17 protein-coding genes and 1 tRNA gene are annotated in these 17,284 nt (G+C 52.9%); 9 read left to right on the top strand and 9 right to left on the bottom strand.

All coding sequences use genetic code 11. The features are described 5' to 3' along the window. Positions 1 to 3 precede the first annotated feature (3 nt). The 3 genes from HOV93_RS01125 to HOV93_RS01115 all read left to right on the top strand — a co-directional run bounded on the left by HOV93_RS01125 (position 4) and on the right by HOV93_RS01115 (position 3,020). Complete coding sequence (locus tag HOV93_RS01125; protein ID WP_235989661.1) at positions 4 to 1,233, top strand: glycosyltransferase; 1,230 nt, start codon at positions 4 to 6, stop codon at positions 1,231 to 1,233. A 113-nt stretch (positions 1,234 to 1,346) separates the two neighbouring features. After that, the gene (locus HOV93_RS01120; protein WP_207394600.1) at positions 1,347 to 1,958 is read left to right on the top strand and encodes a lysophospholipid acyltransferase family protein; all 612 of its coding nucleotides are present in this window, start codon (positions 1,347 to 1,349) and stop codon (positions 1,956 to 1,958) included. Between the two features lie 15 nt (positions 1,959 to 1,973). Beyond that, positions 1,974 to 3,020 (top strand): phosphatidate cytidylyltransferase, encoded by a 1,047-nt coding sequence (locus HOV93_RS01115; protein ID WP_207394599.1) that lies wholly within the window; start codon positions 1,974 to 1,976, stop codon positions 3,018 to 3,020. A gap of 1 nt (position 3,021) precedes the next feature. On the opposite strand, the gene HOV93_RS01110 is transcribed toward HOV93_RS01115, so the two are convergent. Then, positions 3,022 to 3,948 (bottom strand): CHAD domain-containing protein, encoded by a 927-nt coding sequence (locus tag HOV93_RS01110; RefSeq protein ID WP_207394598.1) that lies wholly within the window; start codon positions 3,946 to 3,948, stop codon positions 3,022 to 3,024. A gap of 322 nt (positions 3,949 to 4,270) precedes the next feature. On the opposite strand from HOV93_RS01110, the gene HOV93_RS01105 reads away from it, so the two are divergent. The 3 genes from HOV93_RS01105 to HOV93_RS01095 all read left to right on the top strand — a co-directional run bounded on the left by HOV93_RS01105 (position 4,271) and on the right by HOV93_RS01095 (position 6,304). Beyond that, positions 4,271 to 4,353, top strand: a tRNA-Ser gene (locus tag HOV93_RS01105). Positions 4,354 to 4,679: 326 nt separating this feature from the next. Then, positions 4,680 to 5,459 carry a HipA family kinase gene (locus HOV93_RS01100; RefSeq protein ID WP_207394597.1) on the top strand — a complete coding sequence of 260 codons (780 nt, stop codon included), beginning with the start codon at positions 4,680 to 4,682 and terminating at the stop codon, positions 5,457 to 5,459. Between the two features lie 17 nt (positions 5,460 to 5,476). Next, positions 5,477 to 6,304: a DUF3037 domain-containing protein gene (locus tag HOV93_RS01095; RefSeq protein WP_207394596.1), complete on the top strand. Its 828-nt coding sequence runs from the start codon at positions 5,477 to 5,479 to the stop codon at positions 6,302 to 6,304. Here HOV93_RS01095 and HOV93_RS26545 read toward each other — a convergent pair. From HOV93_RS26545 to mobA, 5 genes are all read right to left on the bottom strand, one after another. Beyond that, positions 6,301 to 7,389, bottom strand: coding sequence for a tyrosine-type recombinase/integrase (locus HOV93_RS26545; RefSeq protein ID WP_207394595.1), 1,089 nt, complete (start codon positions 7,387 to 7,389; stop codon positions 6,301 to 6,303). The genes HOV93_RS01095 and HOV93_RS26545 overlap by 4 nt on opposite strands. Then, a complete protein-coding gene (locus HOV93_RS01085; protein WP_207394594.1) occupies positions 7,379 to 7,603 on the bottom strand; it encodes a hypothetical protein in 225 nt (74 codons plus the stop codon). The genes HOV93_RS26545 and HOV93_RS01085 overlap by 11 nt, the downstream gene beginning before the upstream one ends. 33 nt (positions 7,604 to 7,636) lie before the next feature. After that, positions 7,637 to 9,229 (bottom strand): replication initiation factor domain-containing protein, encoded by a 1,593-nt coding sequence (locus tag HOV93_RS01080; protein WP_207394593.1) that lies wholly within the window; start codon positions 9,227 to 9,229, stop codon positions 7,637 to 7,639. A gap of 941 nt (positions 9,230 to 10,170) precedes the next feature. Further along, positions 10,171 to 10,680 carry a DinB family protein gene (locus HOV93_RS01075; RefSeq protein ID WP_207394592.1) on the bottom strand — a complete coding sequence of 170 codons (510 nt, stop codon included), beginning with the start codon at positions 10,678 to 10,680 and terminating at the stop codon, positions 10,171 to 10,173. Between the two features lie 5 nt (positions 10,681 to 10,685). Further along, positions 10,686 to 11,339 (bottom strand): molybdenum cofactor guanylyltransferase, encoded by a 654-nt coding sequence (gene mobA, locus HOV93_RS01070; protein ID WP_207394591.1) that lies wholly within the window; start codon positions 11,337 to 11,339, stop codon positions 10,686 to 10,688. A 63-nt stretch (positions 11,340 to 11,402) separates the two neighbouring features. Here mobA and HOV93_RS01065 point away from each other — a divergent pair, with 63 nt between their 5' ends. The 3 genes from HOV93_RS01065 to HOV93_RS01055 all read left to right on the top strand — a co-directional run bounded on the left by HOV93_RS01065 (position 11,403) and on the right by HOV93_RS01055 (position 14,898). Further along, entirely contained in the window at positions 11,403 to 12,218 is an 816-nt protein-coding gene (locus tag HOV93_RS01065; RefSeq protein ID WP_207394590.1) for a formylmethanofuran dehydrogenase subunit C, read from the top strand. A gap of 544 nt (positions 12,219 to 12,762) precedes the next feature. Further along, entirely contained in the window at positions 12,763 to 13,038 is a 276-nt protein-coding gene (locus tag HOV93_RS01060) for a DUF4212 domain-containing protein (RefSeq protein WP_207394589.1), read from the top strand. Positions 13,039 to 13,041: 3 nt separating this feature from the next. After that, on the top strand, positions 13,042 to 14,898 hold the full coding sequence (locus tag HOV93_RS01055) for a sodium:solute symporter family protein (RefSeq protein ID WP_235989659.1): 1,857 nt from the start codon (positions 13,042 to 13,044) through the stop codon (positions 14,896 to 14,898). Between the two features lie 204 nt (positions 14,899 to 15,102). On the opposite strand, the gene HOV93_RS01050 is transcribed toward HOV93_RS01055, so the two are convergent. From HOV93_RS01050 to phoU, 3 genes are all read right to left on the bottom strand, one after another. Then, positions 15,103 to 15,381 carry a hypothetical protein gene (locus tag HOV93_RS01050; RefSeq protein WP_207394588.1) on the bottom strand — a complete coding sequence of 93 codons (279 nt, stop codon included), beginning with the start codon at positions 15,379 to 15,381 and terminating at the stop codon, positions 15,103 to 15,105. Positions 15,382 to 15,739: 358 nt separating this feature from the next. Then, a complete protein-coding gene (locus HOV93_RS26295; RefSeq protein ID WP_207394587.1) occupies positions 15,740 to 16,474 on the bottom strand; it encodes a winged helix-turn-helix transcriptional regulator in 735 nt (244 codons plus the stop codon). A 93-nt stretch (positions 16,475 to 16,567) separates the two neighbouring features. Continuing rightward, complete coding sequence (gene phoU, locus HOV93_RS01040) at positions 16,568 to 17,266, bottom strand: phosphate signaling complex protein PhoU (protein ID WP_207394586.1); 699 nt, start codon at positions 17,264 to 17,266, stop codon at positions 16,568 to 16,570. Positions 17,267 to 17,284: the final 18 nt, after the last annotated feature.

Below are 17,284 nucleotides of genomic sequence, written 5' to 3'. Positions count from 1 at the left end.
CCCATGATGCGACGACGAAAAAACCTTCCGCTCGATGACCGCGGCCCTTTGCGTGTGATGTACCTGGTGACCAGCATGCCGGTCGGTGGCGCCGAAACCCTTTTGGTAAATCTGATTCGACGGATGGACCGTCATCGATTCGCGCCGGAACTGTGCTGCATGAAAGAGCTGGGACCGCTGGGGGAAGAGATGCAGAAGGAAGTTCCCACGTTCCATAACATGCTCAGCAGCAAGTACGACTTGCGAGTCGTTCCGCGGTTGACCGAACTGTTTTCGATGCGTGAGATCGACGCGGTCGTGACGGTAGGTGCCGGCGACAAGATGTTTTGGGGACGATTGTGTGCCTGGCTGGCTGGCGTGCCGGTCGTGGCTTCCGCGATTCATTCGACCGGTTGGCCTGACTCGATCAACTGGCTCAACCGCCGGCTGACCTCGATGACTGATCGATTCATAGGCGTGGCAGCTCCGCACGGCAAGCATTTGGTCGAAGTGGAAGGCTTCCCGCAACAAAAGGTCACGGTCATTCCCAACGGAATCGACACAGACCGCTTTGTCGCCAATGGCCAGACCCGCGAGCAAATTCGCCGCGAATGGGGCGTCTCGGAAGAGACAGCCGTGTGCGGGATCGTAGCGGCCCTACGACCAGAAAAAGACCATGCGTTGTTTTTGAAAGCAGCGGCCCGCGTCGTCCGGCAGGCTCCTCAATCGCACTTCGTGATTGTGGGAGATGGACCCCAGCGGCCCGAGATCGAAGCGCTGCGGGACGAGCTTTGTTTACAAGACCACGTCACGATGACCGGCAGCCGCAGCGATATTCCCGAGCTGCTTTCCGCCATGGATTGCTTCGCGCTTACTTCCAAAAACGAAGCCAGCCCGGTCTCGATCCTCGAAGCAATGTCGACCCAGCTTCCCGTTGTCGCCCCCCGTGTGGGGAGCATCCCCGATGCTGTCGACGACGGTGTGAATGGATTGCTGGTACAGGCCAGCAATCTGGATGAGACGGCCAACGCGATGGTCACGCTGATGCAAGATGCCGATAAGCGTGCCGAAATGGGCAAGGCGGCCCGAGAAAAGGTACTTCGCTACGGCTCGCTCGATGCCATGGTCTCAGGCTATCAGGACCTGATCAGTGGCGTCTATCGCCAAAAGGTACACGCGGCCCAGTATGCGGCTCGACAGCCAGGTTCTAGCTCAGTACTCGTTCCCCAGACGACCGATGTTAAAGCATCGTAAAGTACCGTCAGCACAAGAGTTTCGTGCTAAAAGGCCGCTAGTCGTATCGGCGGTCGTGCGATACGATAAATGGATTCCGTTTGTGTCGTGCTGGGGCAAGGTTGCAGAGCAAAGTGAAATTCAACTTCACGGGTCCGTTCTTGGCTGGTCTGGCGAAAGTGGTCGCCGGAAGCAGTGTTCGCTGGGTGGATTGTCATCCCGACACGTGCCAACGGATCTACTTTGCCAACCATACTAGCCATATCGACGCGGTAATCATCTGGGCATCGCTTCCCAAGCATTGTCGCGAACTGACCAAACCGGTCGCGGCGAAGGACTACTGGGACCGTGGCTGGTTCCGCCGATACCTGGCCCGTTCGTTGAATGCGTTGCTGATCGATCGTGAGAACATCAAAGTCCACCGCAGCCCGGTGGAATCGATGCTCAAAGAGATCGGTGATAAGTATTCGGCGATCATTTTCCCGGAAGGAAGCCGCAACGACGGAACGACCCTCCGCGATTTTAAAAGTGGCCTTTTTTACTTGGCGAAGAAGCGACCAGACCTGGAATTGGTACCGGTCTATGTCGACAATATGACACGCATCTTGCCCAAGGGAGAATACTTACCGGTTCCGCTGCTGAGCCGTGTGATCTTCGGGCCGCCTATATGGCTAGAGAATGGCGAACCGAAGACCGACTTTCTCGTCCGCGCTCGGGAAGCGGTTTCCCGATTGCGAGACGTTTGACGCTGAAACGACATCATGGACTTGCTGCACGCTTCCCTTAGTACGATCCTCACGGTACCGTTGTTGGCTCAACAAACGGCGTTTTTGCTGGATGGTGCGACCGGTATTTTGCTAGGGGTTGTGATCAGTTGCTTGTTGATCGCGACCGGAGCTGGGCAGATCTTGCGACGTCAGCCCGACTCGAGCGTGAACCCGGCCATCGTTCAGGCGTTCATTCGCCGCGTGCGTGCCTGGTGGCTGATGACCGCGATCCTGGCCGTTACCTTTACGATTCCTTCGCCGGTTGCCACGGTGATCTTGTTTTTTCTGATCTCGTTCTGGGCGCTGCGCGAGTTTATCACGCTTACACCGACGCGACTTGGCGACCACCGTACGCTGTTCTGGGTGTTCTTCGTGTTGACGCCAGCCCAGTACGTGTTGGTAGCGATGGGGCAATCGCAGTACGAACTGTTTAGCATTTTGATCCCGGTTTATGGCTTCCTATTCATCGCCGCACGTATCGCGGTCGCTGGTGACTACAAACGCTTTCTGGAACGCATCGCTAAGATCCAGGCCGGACTTTATATTTGCGTCTACTCGCTCAGCTATGCTCCGGCACTGCTCTATCTGACCGACTGGACCGATCCAGAATATTCGACTAAAAGTACTGCCGGCCTCTTGTTCTACTTCCTGTTGGTCGCCCAACTGAGCGATCTGTTGCACTTTGTTTGCAGTCGTTTGCTGGGGAAAAACGTGATCGCCCCGAACATCAACGCCAGCCGAACCTGGGAAGGGTTTTTCGCCGGTACGGGTGTCACAGCGGTTGTGGGGGCGATGCTTAGCCTGACCGGAGCAACGCCGTTTAATCCTTGGCAGAGTGCCGTCATGTCGATTGTGATTGCCGTGATGGGAGCCGCCGGCAGCATGGCGATGAGTGCTATCAAGCGTGACCGTGGCGTGCAAGATTACGGCACCTTGGTAGAAGGTCACGCTGGCGTTTTAGATCGTATCGATGCGATTTGCTTCGCCGCGCCTGTTTTTTTTCACTTGACGCGGTACTATTTTACGACGGCCGGTGGCTAGATTAGGCTGCCACCAACTCTTCTTCAGGCTGATCGCATCGATCGGTTTGCCAGGCTTTGAAATATGCTCCAAAGCGTTTGCTGAACTTTTTAGGAGACTCAGCAAACAGCCTTAGTCCGAGCGGCTTAGCCTGTGCTCGCAGTTCTTGCTGTTGCAGTTTGGATAGCTTGCAAAGGATATCAACAGTTTCCTGCCCAGAGAACTCGTCCGGTTCCTTTTGCAGCGTTTCACGGAAGATGGCCAGATCGTGATCGTCTCCGAGCAAACCGGCAAGAACGTCCGAGTCTTTACCGCGCGTAGTTGCTTCACGTTCCCATACCGGCCGCACGATACGCATGTGGTACCAATGATATTTGACCCTTTTTCGCCAATCGTGAAAACGTTCGGACGATGGTTTCTTATAGACCGTGATGGCAGCTTCGCACGCACGACCATAAGTTTTGGTCAGACCGTCTACCAGATCTTGGGGTTCTAGATTATCCAGCTGCCAGTAGGGGATGCGCTCGCGTCCTTCTTCCATGCGGGCTCTAAATTTCGTCAACCGGTGTTGTAGTCCTGCTTCGTCATCGGCAATTTTGTTGAGGCGCAGCGTGAGTTTTCGCCGGATCGGCCCGAACGATTGGCGATCGACTTCTTCCTCGTAATGATCCATTAGCAGATCGTAAGTTTCGATCAAAGACTGGGCATCGCGAACGTAGGAAAGTCGGCGTGCGGCATTACGATACCAGACGTTTTCGACTTCGTAGGTGTCTTGCAGGTGGGGCCGAAAGAGGCGGATCAGCCCGCGAATCTTCTTACATCGCTTGCGAACCTGATGAACGGTTTGGTGAGCATCGATCTTGGAATTGTCAATCGCGTCGATCGCAGCGTCAATTTCTTCTCGCGCGATTCGACGTATCGCATGGGGGACCGGTTCGTCTGAATTCATTCGATAACTCACTGCCAATTGCCTCCTAATTAATTCACTGGGTGAGGTAGACCGTCGTTGTTACCTCGTTCGATAGCCATCAGGTGCAACTACGATGCCGAAAGCCTTTCAACGGCCGATTCCCCGCAATGCCCTGACATATCAAGGCCGCATCGAGATTGCCATGAAAACGAAGACAGCCCAGGCCAAGACGAAAAGCCACCCCCTAAGAGCAGTCCGAACCTCGGTCAGGCAAAATTGGCCCCAAGTTTTGCCCCAGGAACGATTTCAGGCCGGGTTGATAGAAACGCCAGAGTCGGTAAACTGAGAAGTTCCAAATCCAGGAGGATACGCGAACTGGCTAGCAGCTTGACTCGAAATCAAGTGCCGGGTAACCGGTTGAGGGTTCGAATCCCTTGTCCTCCGCTCAATGGAAATATTCGAGCACATAAGGACTTACGTCGATTGGACGTGAGTCCTTTTGTTGCTTCTTGTGGGCAATTTAGCCGGAGTTCTATGCGGCGTCAATCTCATGGCACCTGAGTTGGCACCTTTCGCGATGAGACTGCATGTTTACGATGTTATGCTTGACAGTGGCCCCTCGACAAAAGAGGATTGCGTAGTCTATTCGGAGGGGATTGCCCCCTTTCTACAGAAGCATCCTAGATTGTCCCCCATAAAGTTGCCCAGCTTCACATCAAATGTGGAATCCGAGCTCGTTAGAACGTTTCGAAGTGTCTCTGGCGACAAGCATGGGGACTTCAAGAGTTCAAACTGACTGCGGGTTAGCCTTTATCAAGGCAATGAACAATCCGCAGGGGCCGCACCCGCTGGCATGTGAGCTACTCGGCACGGAACTGGCCCGCTGGATGGGGCTACCTACCTTTGAATTCGCGGTCCTTGACCTTAGTGGCGAAGATGCCGCAATGGTGAGGTTTGCAAATGGCAATTTCGCTGTAGCGGGACCGGCATTTATCACAAAGGCTGCAGGTGGCTATCCCTGGGGTGGCAGTAGCTCCGAATTGAAACACCTAGTTAATGTGTCCGATATTTCACGTCTTGTCGTATTCGACACATGGGTACTCAACTGGGATCGGTATCCTCCTGAAGACTCGGGGAAAACGCAGAACCTGAGCAATGTTTTCTTGGAGAACGTACCGGATGCCAGCGACGGTAGCATTCGCTTGATTGCAATGGATCACTCACATTGCCTGGCCCGTGGATCCGCTCTAAACCCTAGTATTGGCTATATCGACCGCATTCAAGCTGATGGGGTGTACGGAATATTCCCAGGTTTCCGGGAGTTGATAAGAGAAGAATTCGTTATTGAAGCAATTGAGAAGCTTTCTGAGGTCGATCAGAATATGATTAGAGGAGTAGTGAACAAGATCCCTCGCGAATGGGACATTGATTCCGAGACTCGCGATGCTTTAGTGAGATTGCTGGTTCAACGAGCGGTTTATGTCGCTGATACGATTCTGCCTAGTATTAGGAAAATCTGTTGGCCCAATCAGTTATTTGACAAGAGTTAGCGTTTGGTAGAAGTACCATGATTAAACAGACAACAACGCCGGTTAAAGGTTATTACAGTTTAGTTCAGTTCTGTCCTGACTATTCACGAATGGAAGTCGTGAACGTCGGTATTGTCCTGTTTTGTCCTGACGCTGGATTTCTTCAAGCACGTATGTCGTCGAACAATTCACGTGCTAAAAAACTCGTGAAAACTGGCGAGCTTAAGGTAGCCGCATTAACCGCAGCAAAAAATTCACTTGCTAACCGTTTTGTTCACGATCGCCAATCTTTCGCAAGTGTTGAAGATTTGAATAACTTTGCACTCACGCTTGGCAATGAATTACGCTTAACTGAACCTCGTCCAGTAAAAGTCCGTACCCCATCAGAAGATCTTGCACGTCTATTCAATGAATTAGTTGAGGAGACAAGAAAGGTCGCTGCTATGGAAGTCTTTCAAGAGCCTCATTTCCCAGAACTGGACGCAACCTTTCGAGAACTCGCTATTCAGAGGCGAGCGAAGTTAGATTTTGAAATCACTGTGCCTATCCTACGGCGTAAGCTTTCAGTTCCTTACGGGTACCAAAATGGTGTATTCAACCTTGTCGTGACAAAAGAGTTCTCTGCCCGCGACAAGACTGCCATGGATTCAGCGATGGAATTAGCCATGGAAGGGGATCAGGTCTACAAGAACGGACTTAAGAAGCCAAATGACTCTCGACTTATCGTAGTCTCCAGCTTCAACAGTGATTCTGACAATTCGCTTATCACGGATGTTGATTCGTTGCTTAGGCAATATCAGGTTAGAAGTGTACTACCTGACACACTCGGATCGTTCCTACACGAAGTACGCACTTCCGCTCACTAGAACTGTTGCCATAGTTCCGCGGCTAGTTTTTCGCAATCAAGGTCGATGTAGTGTTTCATTGTCGTTTCGATACTTCGATGTCTCATTAGAGTCCTTAGCATTACGGGGGTTACTCTCATGGCCCACCTTGTGCCGTAGGATCTGCGAAGGTCATGTGCCGTCACGTATTTGCCTAGCTCTGGGTCCGTAATAATACCGGCTTTCTTGCCAATTCTTGATATTGTTCTTCCCACACGACAACGAGACTTGGTTGCTTCTGTCTTGAACAGCCGAAACACAGGGCCGACTCGTTCGCCTGGAATCGCGAGCAATAACTCCGCAAAGTCGGGCGTAATTGGCAAGAGTCGGTCTTGATGCCCCTTTTCCGCTTCCGCAAGAATCCGCAGTCGGGGGTATTTGCCGCTTAGATCGATTTGGAGTGAGGCGTCGGCGTCCCAACTAAGAACAAGTGACTCAGATAGACGAAGACCGGAGAGCCATAGCCCTTTCAAATACTCCTTCCATAAGTCAAAGTCATGAGGCCTGACTGCCTGCGTTATGTCTAACATTCGCTGGAACTCTTGATCTGTAATAGGGCGTCCTCGCATATGCCGACTACCTCTGGTTCGCTTAGGCCTTTGTATTCTTGGGATCTGAGCAATTAGTCCGACCGATTCAGCCCACGACAGAGCGGCTCTCAAATGACGCAAATACGTGGCAATTGTTGCCTCGGACAGTTTGCGTTTTCGGAGTCTAGACTGAAAGTAACTAATTCGCGTCGCGTCGACATCACTAAGCCAGCGAGGATTGATTTCACGTTCGAGATGATCTAACGCATAGGACGTTGTGCGAAACGATTGCTCGGCCAGGGAAGATAGTTTCTCATCTTCGTATCGAAGTCGAAATTCATCCCATCGGATGCGTTGAGTTGTTGCATACCGGCCGGAATTCAATTCCGCTTCCCATTTGCCGGCAGCCTTAATCGCTTCGCTGCGGCGATGAGTACGGGCCGACTTTTGACGCTCTTTGCCTGACAGTGGGCACACCCACCGTAGATACAGATTTCGCACTCCCTTGCGTTTGACGACTTTGACTTTAACGTCCATTTTCGATGTAGTCCTCCTTGGCCTGGCTCTCAAAGAATTCGATGGCCAGTCGACCCACGAGGTAGGCACGCTTTCCGATCCGAGAAATCTTCAATCCTTGTTGCCGTAGCGTGCGAAACGCCGTATTCGAGATTCCAAGACGGGCCTTGAATTCCGATACGGTGTAGAGTTCTTGAACACTGATAACGCCTGAGTTGTTGTTTAAAGTTTTCATGTAGGAGTTCCTTTTCTGAATATGCCGAGCGATTTAGAAAATGATGTCTTCAGGGCCGGATTGCTCCGGCTCATCGTCATTCCATGACACGAACGGAACATCATTCACAAAGCCTGAAAGGAACTCGCTTCTTTCTTCTCGAATCTCGCGTTCACTTTTCCGCATGCGTCGGAGTCGTGCGAGGATCGATTCCGCAGATACCTTGGCCGGTAGTCCTGAGAGGGCGACATCGACCGTGGCAAGCTGGCCTTCCGCGTGACACTTGCTCAGCCTTGCATCGAATTCGGAGATCCCCATATCGGAGATCTCTTTGCGAACTCTTTCGTGGATCTCGGCCAGGAACCCCGCCGCACTTGTGCAATTTGGATGAAGGGCCTTCAGGAGGCACCCAACAGCTTGACGGATCAGGCTAGGGGCGTGGCGAACTCGTGTAGTAACACTAGTTAGCGTCTTTCGTTGAACCTCCCCGATCGTTTCAAATGCGGCCGCTATTTTCTGCCACCACTCGGCCGGTCTTGCCCGATCACTGTGTCGACGGTCTACGGGCTCTTCCGCAATGCGAAGCCATTCGTTGGTTAAGTAGTGCCCCAGAGAATTCATATTGTCGATCAGGTCTGAGAACGACTCGATCTGCCATTTGCGTAGAAATCTTCTTCTCAATTGGAATTCAAATCGCGTGAGAGTTTCCGGCAGCTGCCCGCCGAAGTTGTTCCGGATAATTTCCTCCTTCTGTTGGTTGGGCTTGGCCTTCAATTCCGCGAGCTTGTTATAAGCTCGTAAGAGATTCGTCGAGCCGACCTGGAATGTTTGTGCCGCAGTCGTTTTGCCAATCAGTCTGAATTCTCTTGCTCTGGTGATGATTTGGTTGTTAACCCAAGCGCTAACGACCTGCTCGATAGTCGTATGAGGATCGTCAATGAATAGATCCACTCGCGAAACGGTTTCTGTGAGGATGTCGCCACCAAAAGCGTCAAACACCAAATGAATTCGCCTCTGAAGCTCTCTTGGCGGAAGTAAATTGCAAGTGACAGAGCCTACGCATACTCGTGCGTTGAAGTACTGGTCGTGTGAGGCAGAGCACTTTGAGATCTCGACATGAATGCCGGCGCCTTCCATGATGTAATGTCGGAACACGCCTTTGCCTCTACCGGCTCCATTGGGAAAGACTTTGAACACCACTTCGCCCAGGCGAAAGAATGCACCGTTGTGATCCTGGGCCTTAGCGTTGTCCTGGCATCGTTGTAGTAGCTTCCTTCTTTGTTCCGTTCCTTCTCGCCATTGGATGACGTAGGCAAGTTCAACCGTGTCGATGCCTCCTTTCAATTTCCTGTCTTGGTTGTTTGTCATTTGGTGATTACCGACCGCCATGTTATTAGCAAAGGCGGTCGCGAATGCTTCTGGGCATTCAAGCACTTCCATTCCTTCGCTGTCCACTTCATCGGCATTGGATGACTTGACGGGATGGGCCCCTCCGCCCAGGGCCGGGGGCCCCTCCCATCCCGTCAAGCTAACAGCTGCGGAGTCGAGAGACGGATCCCAAGTGAATTCCTCGAGCTGATCGCTTGCCAGATCTGTGTTTACCGTGGTAGATTGCTCGCCAACTAAAGATGCTGCTTCCTTCTTCATGAAGGTCTTCCTTTGTGAAGCAACCGTTCTGACTTGTTTGTTTCCAGACACCAGGTCAGAGCGGTTTTTTTGTGGATGATACTAAAACGCAACAAAGTCATCCCGCCGCGTGAATGCTCGGTCCTTTCGACCTAAGCACACGCCGACGAAGATGGAGGCCGCCCCATACGGTCGACCAAGGGGAAACCCACCTTCGGTTTCCCCTTTGGAAACCCCTTCTCTTCCAACGAAGAGCGACGAAGAGGGCAGAGCGTTTTAGAAACGTCCCACAATCACTGAACGCGAACCGCACCGCGAAGACACGAAGCGCACCCGACAGGAATTGAGAGCCCGAACACCGCGTAAAAGAATCACTGATGGCGGGGACACCGCACTTAAGAATGGTCGCGACCCACTGAAAATATTCACGCTTTGAATTACGCGGCGGACCCTAAGGATGACTGTCTGAGCTAAGCTCGTCATCGGCAAAGATGCCGGTCCATTTTGAAAGATGCGTGCTTTTGAGGGCTTGTTTGCTTCCGACGTTATTTGATCAGTAACTCTGTCAAAACGTTGAAAGAACTTTTCATTGCCGTTACATCGGCTTTGAACTGTGAACATCTTTACCAATCCCCAAGAACGGATGCCAGTGCAATTTCTTTGCGACATCAAGCGGAATTTGGCACTGGCACCTAGATTGGTTCCCAGCACGAGAAACGAAGCCCTTCTGATTCAACGCGATGGTTACCCCGACGAACGTTTCACACGCCATTCAGCACCTCTTCAAAATCTCCCAGAAAATCCTGGGAAACTCGAAATCAAGTGCCGGGTAACCGGTTGAGGGTTCGAATCCCTTGTCCTCCGCTCAATGGAAATATTCGAGCACATAAGGACTTACGTCGATTGGACGTGAGTCCTTTTGTTGCTTCTTGAGGGGACTGGCTTGAGCCGCATAGTACTTCTTAGCGAAGTGGGGGTTTGCCGGAGAGGCGGCGTAAGAGGCCCATTTGTCCTAGGTGCATCATTGTGTGGTAGGGCAGGAACACGAGCGTATCGAACTTGGTTTTGAAGAGCGGGTGTTCCGGCAGGCTTGGCTCGTCGAGTTGCTCGAGTGTGTACGTTTCTAATTCTTCGAACAGTTGGTCGCTGAGCTTTTTGTAGATTTCAACGAGGCGTTCCGGCGATGGATAAATTGTTTGATCCTGCGAGGGAACGCTGCCGCGACCGAAATTCGCGGCGTAGCTCTCCGGCATTAGGGCAGCGTCTTCGGCGCGTTTGCCGCGGATTCGCATCATTCCCAGGCTATAGTTGACGATGGTGATGTGTCCTACCTGCCAGGCGATATGCGTGACTCCTTCGGCCGGCATGCGAAACCAGAGCTCTGGCTCTAAGCCATCGATGAAGTCACGAAACATTTTGTCGGTAGCGGCGATCCGCTGTTTGGTCAATTCCCATTGAGCTGCGTCAGCCATGCTATCTATTCTCGATTAGGCGTTTCGTCTTCTAGTGGATGTTTCAGGCCAGCGATTTGCAGTGCCTGGCGATAGGCGTCCGGCGTGTTGACATTTTTTAATAAGCCCAGATTAGGATCGACGCCAGTCAACTCGCGCGCGTCGATCCAACACGTTTCCAGCGGTTCGATGCAGGCCAGAAGTCGTTGGTTACCGGTGGATAGAACTTTCTCGAAAGTGTCCATCACTCTATTGGCGTAGACTGCGGCCAAAGGTTGAGGCAGGCCCTCGTGACGCGGCATCACGGCATCGTGCGTGGCAAGCTGCGCGAAGAGGTATTCGATCGCTGGTTGGGTTACCAAGGGCAAATCGCACCCTAACACGATTGCCGCTTCAGACCAGCCGGTCACGTACTTCAGGCCTTCGTAGATGGCTGCCGCTGGGCCTTGTTGTACGACACGATCGGGCAATTCGACGCAGTCGTACGGTAGCTGCGGAAGTTCTTGTACCTTGCTCGTCAGCAGCACGACCTCTTCTACGGTGGGCGAAACAATGCGCACGACTCGCTCGAGCATCGTTTCTTGGCCAAAGGGGAGATGTGGTTTAGATTGCCCCATGCGGCGGCTTTCACCGCCACAGACGATTAAAGCGGCTCGCTGAGATCGGGGCAGGGTGGTCATGTCGGGTAGATCGGTGTCGGTTATATTAAAGAGCGTATCTTACCGCCCAAGATGGTTCATTTCATGAAACTACGCCTACGTCACGATATCACGGTTGGCCTCGATCTACGAGGCGTGCTGCCGACGCGTCTCTTGCCGATGTCGCTCGACGAGGCTGCGAAGGTTGCTGTCTGGGAAGGGAATCATCGCGTTCAGCTGGGCGAATTATTCGATGTCGAAAGGGAGACGCGTCGGGAAGATACGCTCAGGATCATCGGAGACCTAGCGAAGGCCGATCACGTCGGGGCAGACCTGGATGGCGGAACGTTGTTCGTGCAAGGTGCTGTCGGCAATCATGCTGGCCAAGAGATGCGCAAGGGATCGCTTTATATTCATGGGCATGTCGGCAACAACCTGGCCGCAGGCATGAAGAGTGGATTTCTGAAGGTCTTGGGCAACGTGGGTGATCGCGTCGGGGCACCACTGCCTGGAGAGAATCGAGGCATGGCCGGAGGCAATATTTTCATTTTGGGGTCGGCTGGTAACGAAGTCGGAAACCGCATGCGACGCGGAACGATTGCCATTACCAACGATTGCGGCGACTATCTCGGGTACGAGATGCTGGCCGGAACGATCTTTGTTGGCGGCACGGCAGGCACGAGCGTTGGGCTTATGATGCGTCGCGGGACGATTATTTTGCATGGGAACCAGCGTGGCGATTTGATGCCAGGGTTTGTGCACGCCTGTCGATTTAAGCCAGCCATGATGCAGCCGCTTGCCAGAAGTTTTGCCCAACAGGAAGTGCCGGAAGTCGCTCGCCTGATCTCCCAGGCAGACTACGATCTCTTTCATGGTGACCTGGCCCAAATGGGGCGAGGTGAGCTTCTTTTGCCGGCTTAGTGCGTGCGTCTCCCCCGGTTGAGCCAAGATTTTTCGTTAAATTCGATCTATTCGCTACAGCCCGATACAGGACAGGCAAGCCCTGTCGCGTCTGTTGTCAGGGGTAGGCGGGTCGTAGGTAACGTTTAATCCATTAAATCCGAGGCGGACGAAAATCTGAAAAAAGTAGGCCGGCACTGTCCGATACCTGTTACTAGCCACGGATGGGTGAAGTGACTCATGGATGGGCAAAGCGAAACCACCTAGTTGGGAATGTAGCATATGCCTGTCGAATTACTCCACGCTTGGTTGGGCGTCGCGTTTGTGGCGACCTGGGCCATGATTGGTCAAGTGACCTTGGAGCGGAATTAGCTGCTTTCAGATAGCATCGGGAAAGGACATCAAAGCCAGACGCTTTCTCCGGATCGTTCTCGAATTGCAGCTCTTCACCCCCTTTAAAGTCGAGAGATATGGATGCGTCTAGTTGACAGACGCATCGGAATTGATTTTCCTAGCGGCAACTTTTCTTTTCTTTTTGAAAAATGTTGCCCCCGGAAAATCCCGCATGTCATCCTCCCCACCTCCAAATCGCCCTGAGCCTAAGGTTGCCTATTGGCGGCAAAACCTGATGGTTATTGGCGTTCTGCTTACCATTTGGGCTTTTGTGGCCTTTGGTTGCTCGATTTTCTTCATCGAGTGGCTCAACCAGTTCCAAATTGGCAATCTGCCGCTGGGATTTTGGTTTGCTCAGCAGGGTTCAATGTATGTGTTTCTGGTGCTGATCTTGGTCTATGCACTGGTGATGGACTATCTCGATCGCAAACATGACGTGAAGGAGTAGTCCATGGATTTTATCGAACAGATGCCGCTCTTAGGTGCGGCGATGACCGCAACGCGAGCGTGGACTTTCTTATTCGTCACGATCACCTTCATGGTTTACCTGTACATCGGCTGGAGAAGCCGTGTGAAGGAATCAGGTGAGTTCTACGTCGCCGGGCAGGGGATTCCTGCGATTGCCAATGGTGCCGCAACTGCGGCCGACTGGATGAGCGCTGCGTCGTTTATCAGCATGGCCGGCTTGATCAGTGGATTGGGTTCGGATGGTTCCGTTTTTCTATTGGGCTGGACTGGCGGATACGTGCTGTTGGCGATGTTGCTTGCGCCTTACCTGCGAAAGTTTGGTCAATACACGGTGCCAGACTTTGTCGCCAAACGCTATTACAGTGAAACGGCTCGAATCGTTGCGGCCGTTTGTGCCGTGTTCGTTTCCATCACGTATGTCGCCGGTCAGATGCGGGGCGTGGGGATCGTGTTTGCCCGCTTCCTGGAAGTCGAGACCTGGCAAGGGGTCGTGCTGGGGATGATCATCGTCGGCGTGTTTGCCGTGCTCGGAGGGATGAAGGGGATTACCTGGACTCAGGTGGTGCAGTTCTTCGTGCTGATCGCTGCGTTTTTGATACCGACGTTTGCCCTGTCTGGGATGCTGACGGACAGTTCGATTCCGCAAATTGGTTTCACGACGGGGGACATCGCCGAGAAGGTCAACTTGATTCAGGAAGACCTAGGCTTTTCGTCGTACACGCAGCCGTTTACCAACTACGACATGGCGAACGTGTTTCTTATCATGTTCGCTTTGATGGCCGGTACGGCGGGTCTGCCTCACGTGATCGTGCGTTTCTACACGGTGGCCAATGTTCGTGCGGCTCGCTATAGCGCTTTCTGGGCGCTGCTGTTCATTTGCTTGCTTTACACATCGGCTCCTGTTCTCGCGATGTTTGCACGCTACTCCATCTTGCACACGCTGGAAGGTGCCCACATCGGCGAAGTCGTCAAGACAGACGATGACACCGAATACATCCCTGTGTATCGGATTAATGACGAAGGAAAAGAAGTTCCCATTCAATGGGTCGATACCTGGCAGAAGACCGGGTTGATTACGATTGACGATAAGAACAAGGACGGCCTTCTTTCTCTGAAAAACGTCGACGGAAACTTTGCCGAGGTGACCATCGATAAGGATATTCTGGTTTTGGCGACCCCAGAGATCGCACAGCTTTCTCCGTGGGTGATTGCCATTGTGGCGACCGGCGGACTGGCTGCCGCGCTGAGTACGGCTGCCGGGCTGCTGCTGGTGATTTCGAGTTCGATGGCTCACGACTTGTACGTTCACTTCTTCGAGCCGAATGCTTCCGAGCCCCGGCGACTGTTCATCGCGCGAATCATGATCATTGGGGCGATCCTGGTGGCCGGGTACTTTGGTATCGCTCCGCCTGGGTTTATCGGTGAAGTGGTTGCGTTTGCTTTTGGTCTCGCAGCGGCGAGCTTTTTCCCGATTATCTTCCTGGGGATTTTCGATAAGCGAATGAACCGGGAAGGGGCGACGACCGGGATGATTGTGGGCATTCTGTTCACGGCCATTTACATTATTCTGTGCCGCTCGGATCGCGTGTTGGGCTTTGACGAGCCGCTGATGACGCCGTGGTTCCAGGGAAGCTACTTGATTCCCAACGGCCTGCGACCTGAAGGGGTTGGGGCGATCGGCCTGGCGCTGAATTTCATCGTAGCTTTTACGATTAGCCGACTGACAGCGGCACCGCCGGAAGATGTTCAGGACCTGGTCGAGAGTGTCCGGATTCCGCGGGGGTCACATGCACCGGAAGCGCATTTTGATGAGACCGATGCAGAAGCGGATAATCCGTAGTGGGATTACCGGTCCGGCTGCTGGCAAAGGGTCAGCAGCCGTGATGGAAGATAAAAGCAAACCTGAGAAGTTCAGACGGTGCTCTGGCAAAGAGAGAGCGTGAGGAAGCTTCTATTGATGTCTGAGCACACAATCGCAAAAGGGCGACTGGCCGATTTGCCACGAATCTAGGGCTTCCGTTGGTCGCCCCTATTTGATTGGCGACTAAACGAGTTCCAGCGATGTCACTGGCGCATCAGCCCCGTCACGGTACTTGTCTAGCGTTTCTTCTTCGACGTAGTACGTCAGTCCATCTTCTTCGCTGCGCAGGCCCTTGAGACCCGCAGCCGATGCGTCAGCCCGAGTAATCTTGCGGCAAGAGACCGCTAAAGCACAAAACTGTTCGGGATCCACAAATCGTACATTGGCTTGGCTTCGTAGAAGCTCACGACGTTCCCAAAGGGTTTTACCGCTCAAACTGATATTCGCTTTCAAACCGACCATGATTTCTATCTTCCTTCCATTCTCTATCGACAAATCGAGTGAGAATCATCACGGGAAGGAAATCCGTTCCATGTCGCGGGGTCTTCAATGACACCCAAAATAGCACGATAGTCCGTCGCGCTCTCCATTTTTGGGAGGAATCCGTTCCGATTGGCAATGCCTGCCAACCGTACTTGCTAGCACGACTTCCTTGGCGAAGTCGATTGTCGCGGGGTTAAGAACCCTGACAAGCTTCACCATGTGCGATTAACGATACCTTAACCGCGAGTTCATCATCAAGTACGTGGGTATGCAAATTGCGCGAAAGAAATTTTGCGGGTGGTGCGACCTCAATGGTGGGGTCTGCGGCGCAAGAGGATTAGTTCAAAGCATTTATGTTCCAGGCGGCTTCTCGGAAGCGATAGCCGACCCCCCGGACAGTCTCGATGAGTAGGCCCTTTCGGTCGAGCTTGCCGCGGATCGATTTGACATGGACATCGATCCGGCGAGTTCTGCTAGTGTTCTCAGAGTCGGTCTCAGGCTCTCGGTCTTTCGCCGGAAGGCCTGCGGCGTCTTCCAACTGAGCCCTTGTTAGAACGTGCCCAGGGCGTGACAACAGAGCTTGTAGCAGGCGAAACTCGGTAGGAGTCAGATCGAGACGATTTCCATCCATCTCGACTAGCGAGAAGCGAGGGTCAAGCCGGATCCCATGACATTCCAAGATGGCTTGGGTGTCGATGGTGTGGCGGGCACGAAAGGTCAATGTTTTGACCGATTGAGCCAGGAGATCTAACGCGAGCGACTCCGCCAAGCGAGAATCGTGGGCTGGATCTTCGATACCGCTTTGGTCTCCTCCGGTAGGAGCAATCAAGATCGCAGGCGTCGAAGATTCGCCTAAATTTCTTAAGATCGATCGACAGAGGTCGACCGTTTCCATCTCTGCTAAGGACCGCGACAAGACAACTACGTCCGGCACGAATTCCATGGCATACTGTAGGCCATCACGTGTTCCGCTGGCCAAGTAGACCTGACAGCCTGTTTGCTGCAGGTTGAGCGCGACCGTGTGGAGCGGCCCACCTGCTTTTTCGACGATCAATATGCTGCGTTGAGCCACGGTTCGTCTTCACACTTCTGTTGAAGGAAACAGGGGATTAAATGAAGCAGATCTAAACAGTAAAGCCTTGGGGGTATTGGATGGTTTGCGAGATCACTTTGTGCCGTTCTCGTTGCCATCGCTGATCGATTGACGATGGCGAACGATTTCGCCTTCGATCCAGTAGATGACAATCTCGGCGATATTCGTGACATGGTCCGCAATGCGTTCGATATGTTTTGAAATGCCGGTGACCTCGATCATCCAATCCAGATCTGCTGGGTTTTTCGTGATGCCGTCTTTAAGCCACTGAAAAATCTGGCGATGCAGGCGATCGAGTTCTCGGTCTTGATAAATTAAGTCGCGACACGTCGAAGAATTTCCATCAACGAAAGCGTCCAAGCTCTTACGCAGCATCTCTGTTGCTTGATGATTGGCTTGCTTCAGGCATTCCGGCAGAATGATTTGGCTGGTCGCGGCTCCACCATCGCGAAGTCGAACCACGCTTTCGGCAATATTTACCGCAAGGTCACCGATTCGCTCTAATTCGTGCGCCACTGACATCGAAGAAATAATCAGACGCAGGTCCGATGCCACCGGCTGAAAGAGGGCGATCGAGTGCAGGCACTCTTCTTCAAGGTCAACGTCCATTTGGTCTAGCTGATCATCTTCGGCTATGACATCGAGGGCCCGTTCTCGGTCGAGATCATGCAGTGCCCTCGTCGCCTCGCTAACCTGGGCTTCGGCATGCGTACCCATTGAAAGCAATTGCGAACGAACGGCTTCGATCTGTCGGATCCAGTGACGAGTCATGGGAGTATGCTCTTGAAG

Source organism: Bremerella alba, from assembly GCF_013618625.1.
GTDB classification, from domain to species: Bacteria; Planctomycetota; Planctomycetia; order Pirellulales; family Pirellulaceae; genus Bremerella; species Bremerella alba.
This window is presented reverse-complemented; position numbering and strand designations above follow the sequence as displayed.

Coding starts and splice junctions, on each gene's coding strand:
- HOV93_RS01075 (WP_207394592.1), bottom strand. CDS start 10,680: ATGGCTGACGCAGCTCAATGGGAATTGACCAAACAGCGGATCGCCGCT.
- HOV93_RS01125 (WP_235989661.1), top strand. CDS start 4: ATGATGCGACGACGAAAAAACCTTCCGCTCGATGACCGCGGCCCTTTG.
- phoU (WP_207394586.1), bottom strand. CDS start 17,266: ATGACTCGTCACTGGATCCGACAGATCGAAGCCGTTCGTTCGCAATTG.
- HOV93_RS01115 (WP_207394599.1), top strand. CDS start 1,974: ATGGACTTGCTGCACGCTTCCCTTAGTACGATCCTCACGGTACCGTTG.
- mobA (WP_207394591.1), bottom strand. CDS start 11,339: ATGACCACCCTGCCCCGATCTCAGCGAGCCGCTTTAATCGTCTGTGGC.
- HOV93_RS01100 (WP_207394597.1), top strand. CDS start 4,680: ATGGGGACTTCAAGAGTTCAAACTGACTGCGGGTTAGCCTTTATCAAG.
- HOV93_RS01060 (WP_207394589.1), top strand. CDS start 12,763: ATGTCATCCTCCCCACCTCCAAATCGCCCTGAGCCTAAGGTTGCCTAT.
- HOV93_RS01085 (WP_207394594.1), bottom strand. CDS start 7,603: ATGAAAACTTTAAACAACAACTCAGGCGTTATCAGTGTTCAAGAACTC.
- HOV93_RS01055 (WP_235989659.1), top strand. CDS start 13,042: ATGGATTTTATCGAACAGATGCCGCTCTTAGGTGCGGCGATGACCGCA.
- HOV93_RS01095 (WP_207394596.1), top strand. CDS start 5,477: ATGATTAAACAGACAACAACGCCGGTTAAAGGTTATTACAGTTTAGTT.
- HOV93_RS01050 (WP_207394588.1), bottom strand. CDS start 15,381: ATGGTCGGTTTGAAAGCGAATATCAGTTTGAGCGGTAAAACCCTTTGG.
- HOV93_RS01080 (WP_207394593.1), bottom strand. CDS start 9,229: ATGAAGAAGGAAGCAGCATCTTTAGTTGGCGAGCAATCTACCACGGTA.
- HOV93_RS01065 (WP_207394590.1), top strand. CDS start 11,403: ATGAAACTACGCCTACGTCACGATATCACGGTTGGCCTCGATCTACGA.
- HOV93_RS01110 (WP_207394598.1), bottom strand. CDS start 3,948: ATGAATTCAGACGAACCGGTCCCCCATGCGATACGTCGAATCGCGCGA.
- HOV93_RS26545 (WP_207394595.1), bottom strand. CDS start 7,389: ATGGACGTTAAAGTCAAAGTCGTCAAACGCAAGGGAGTGCGAAATCTG.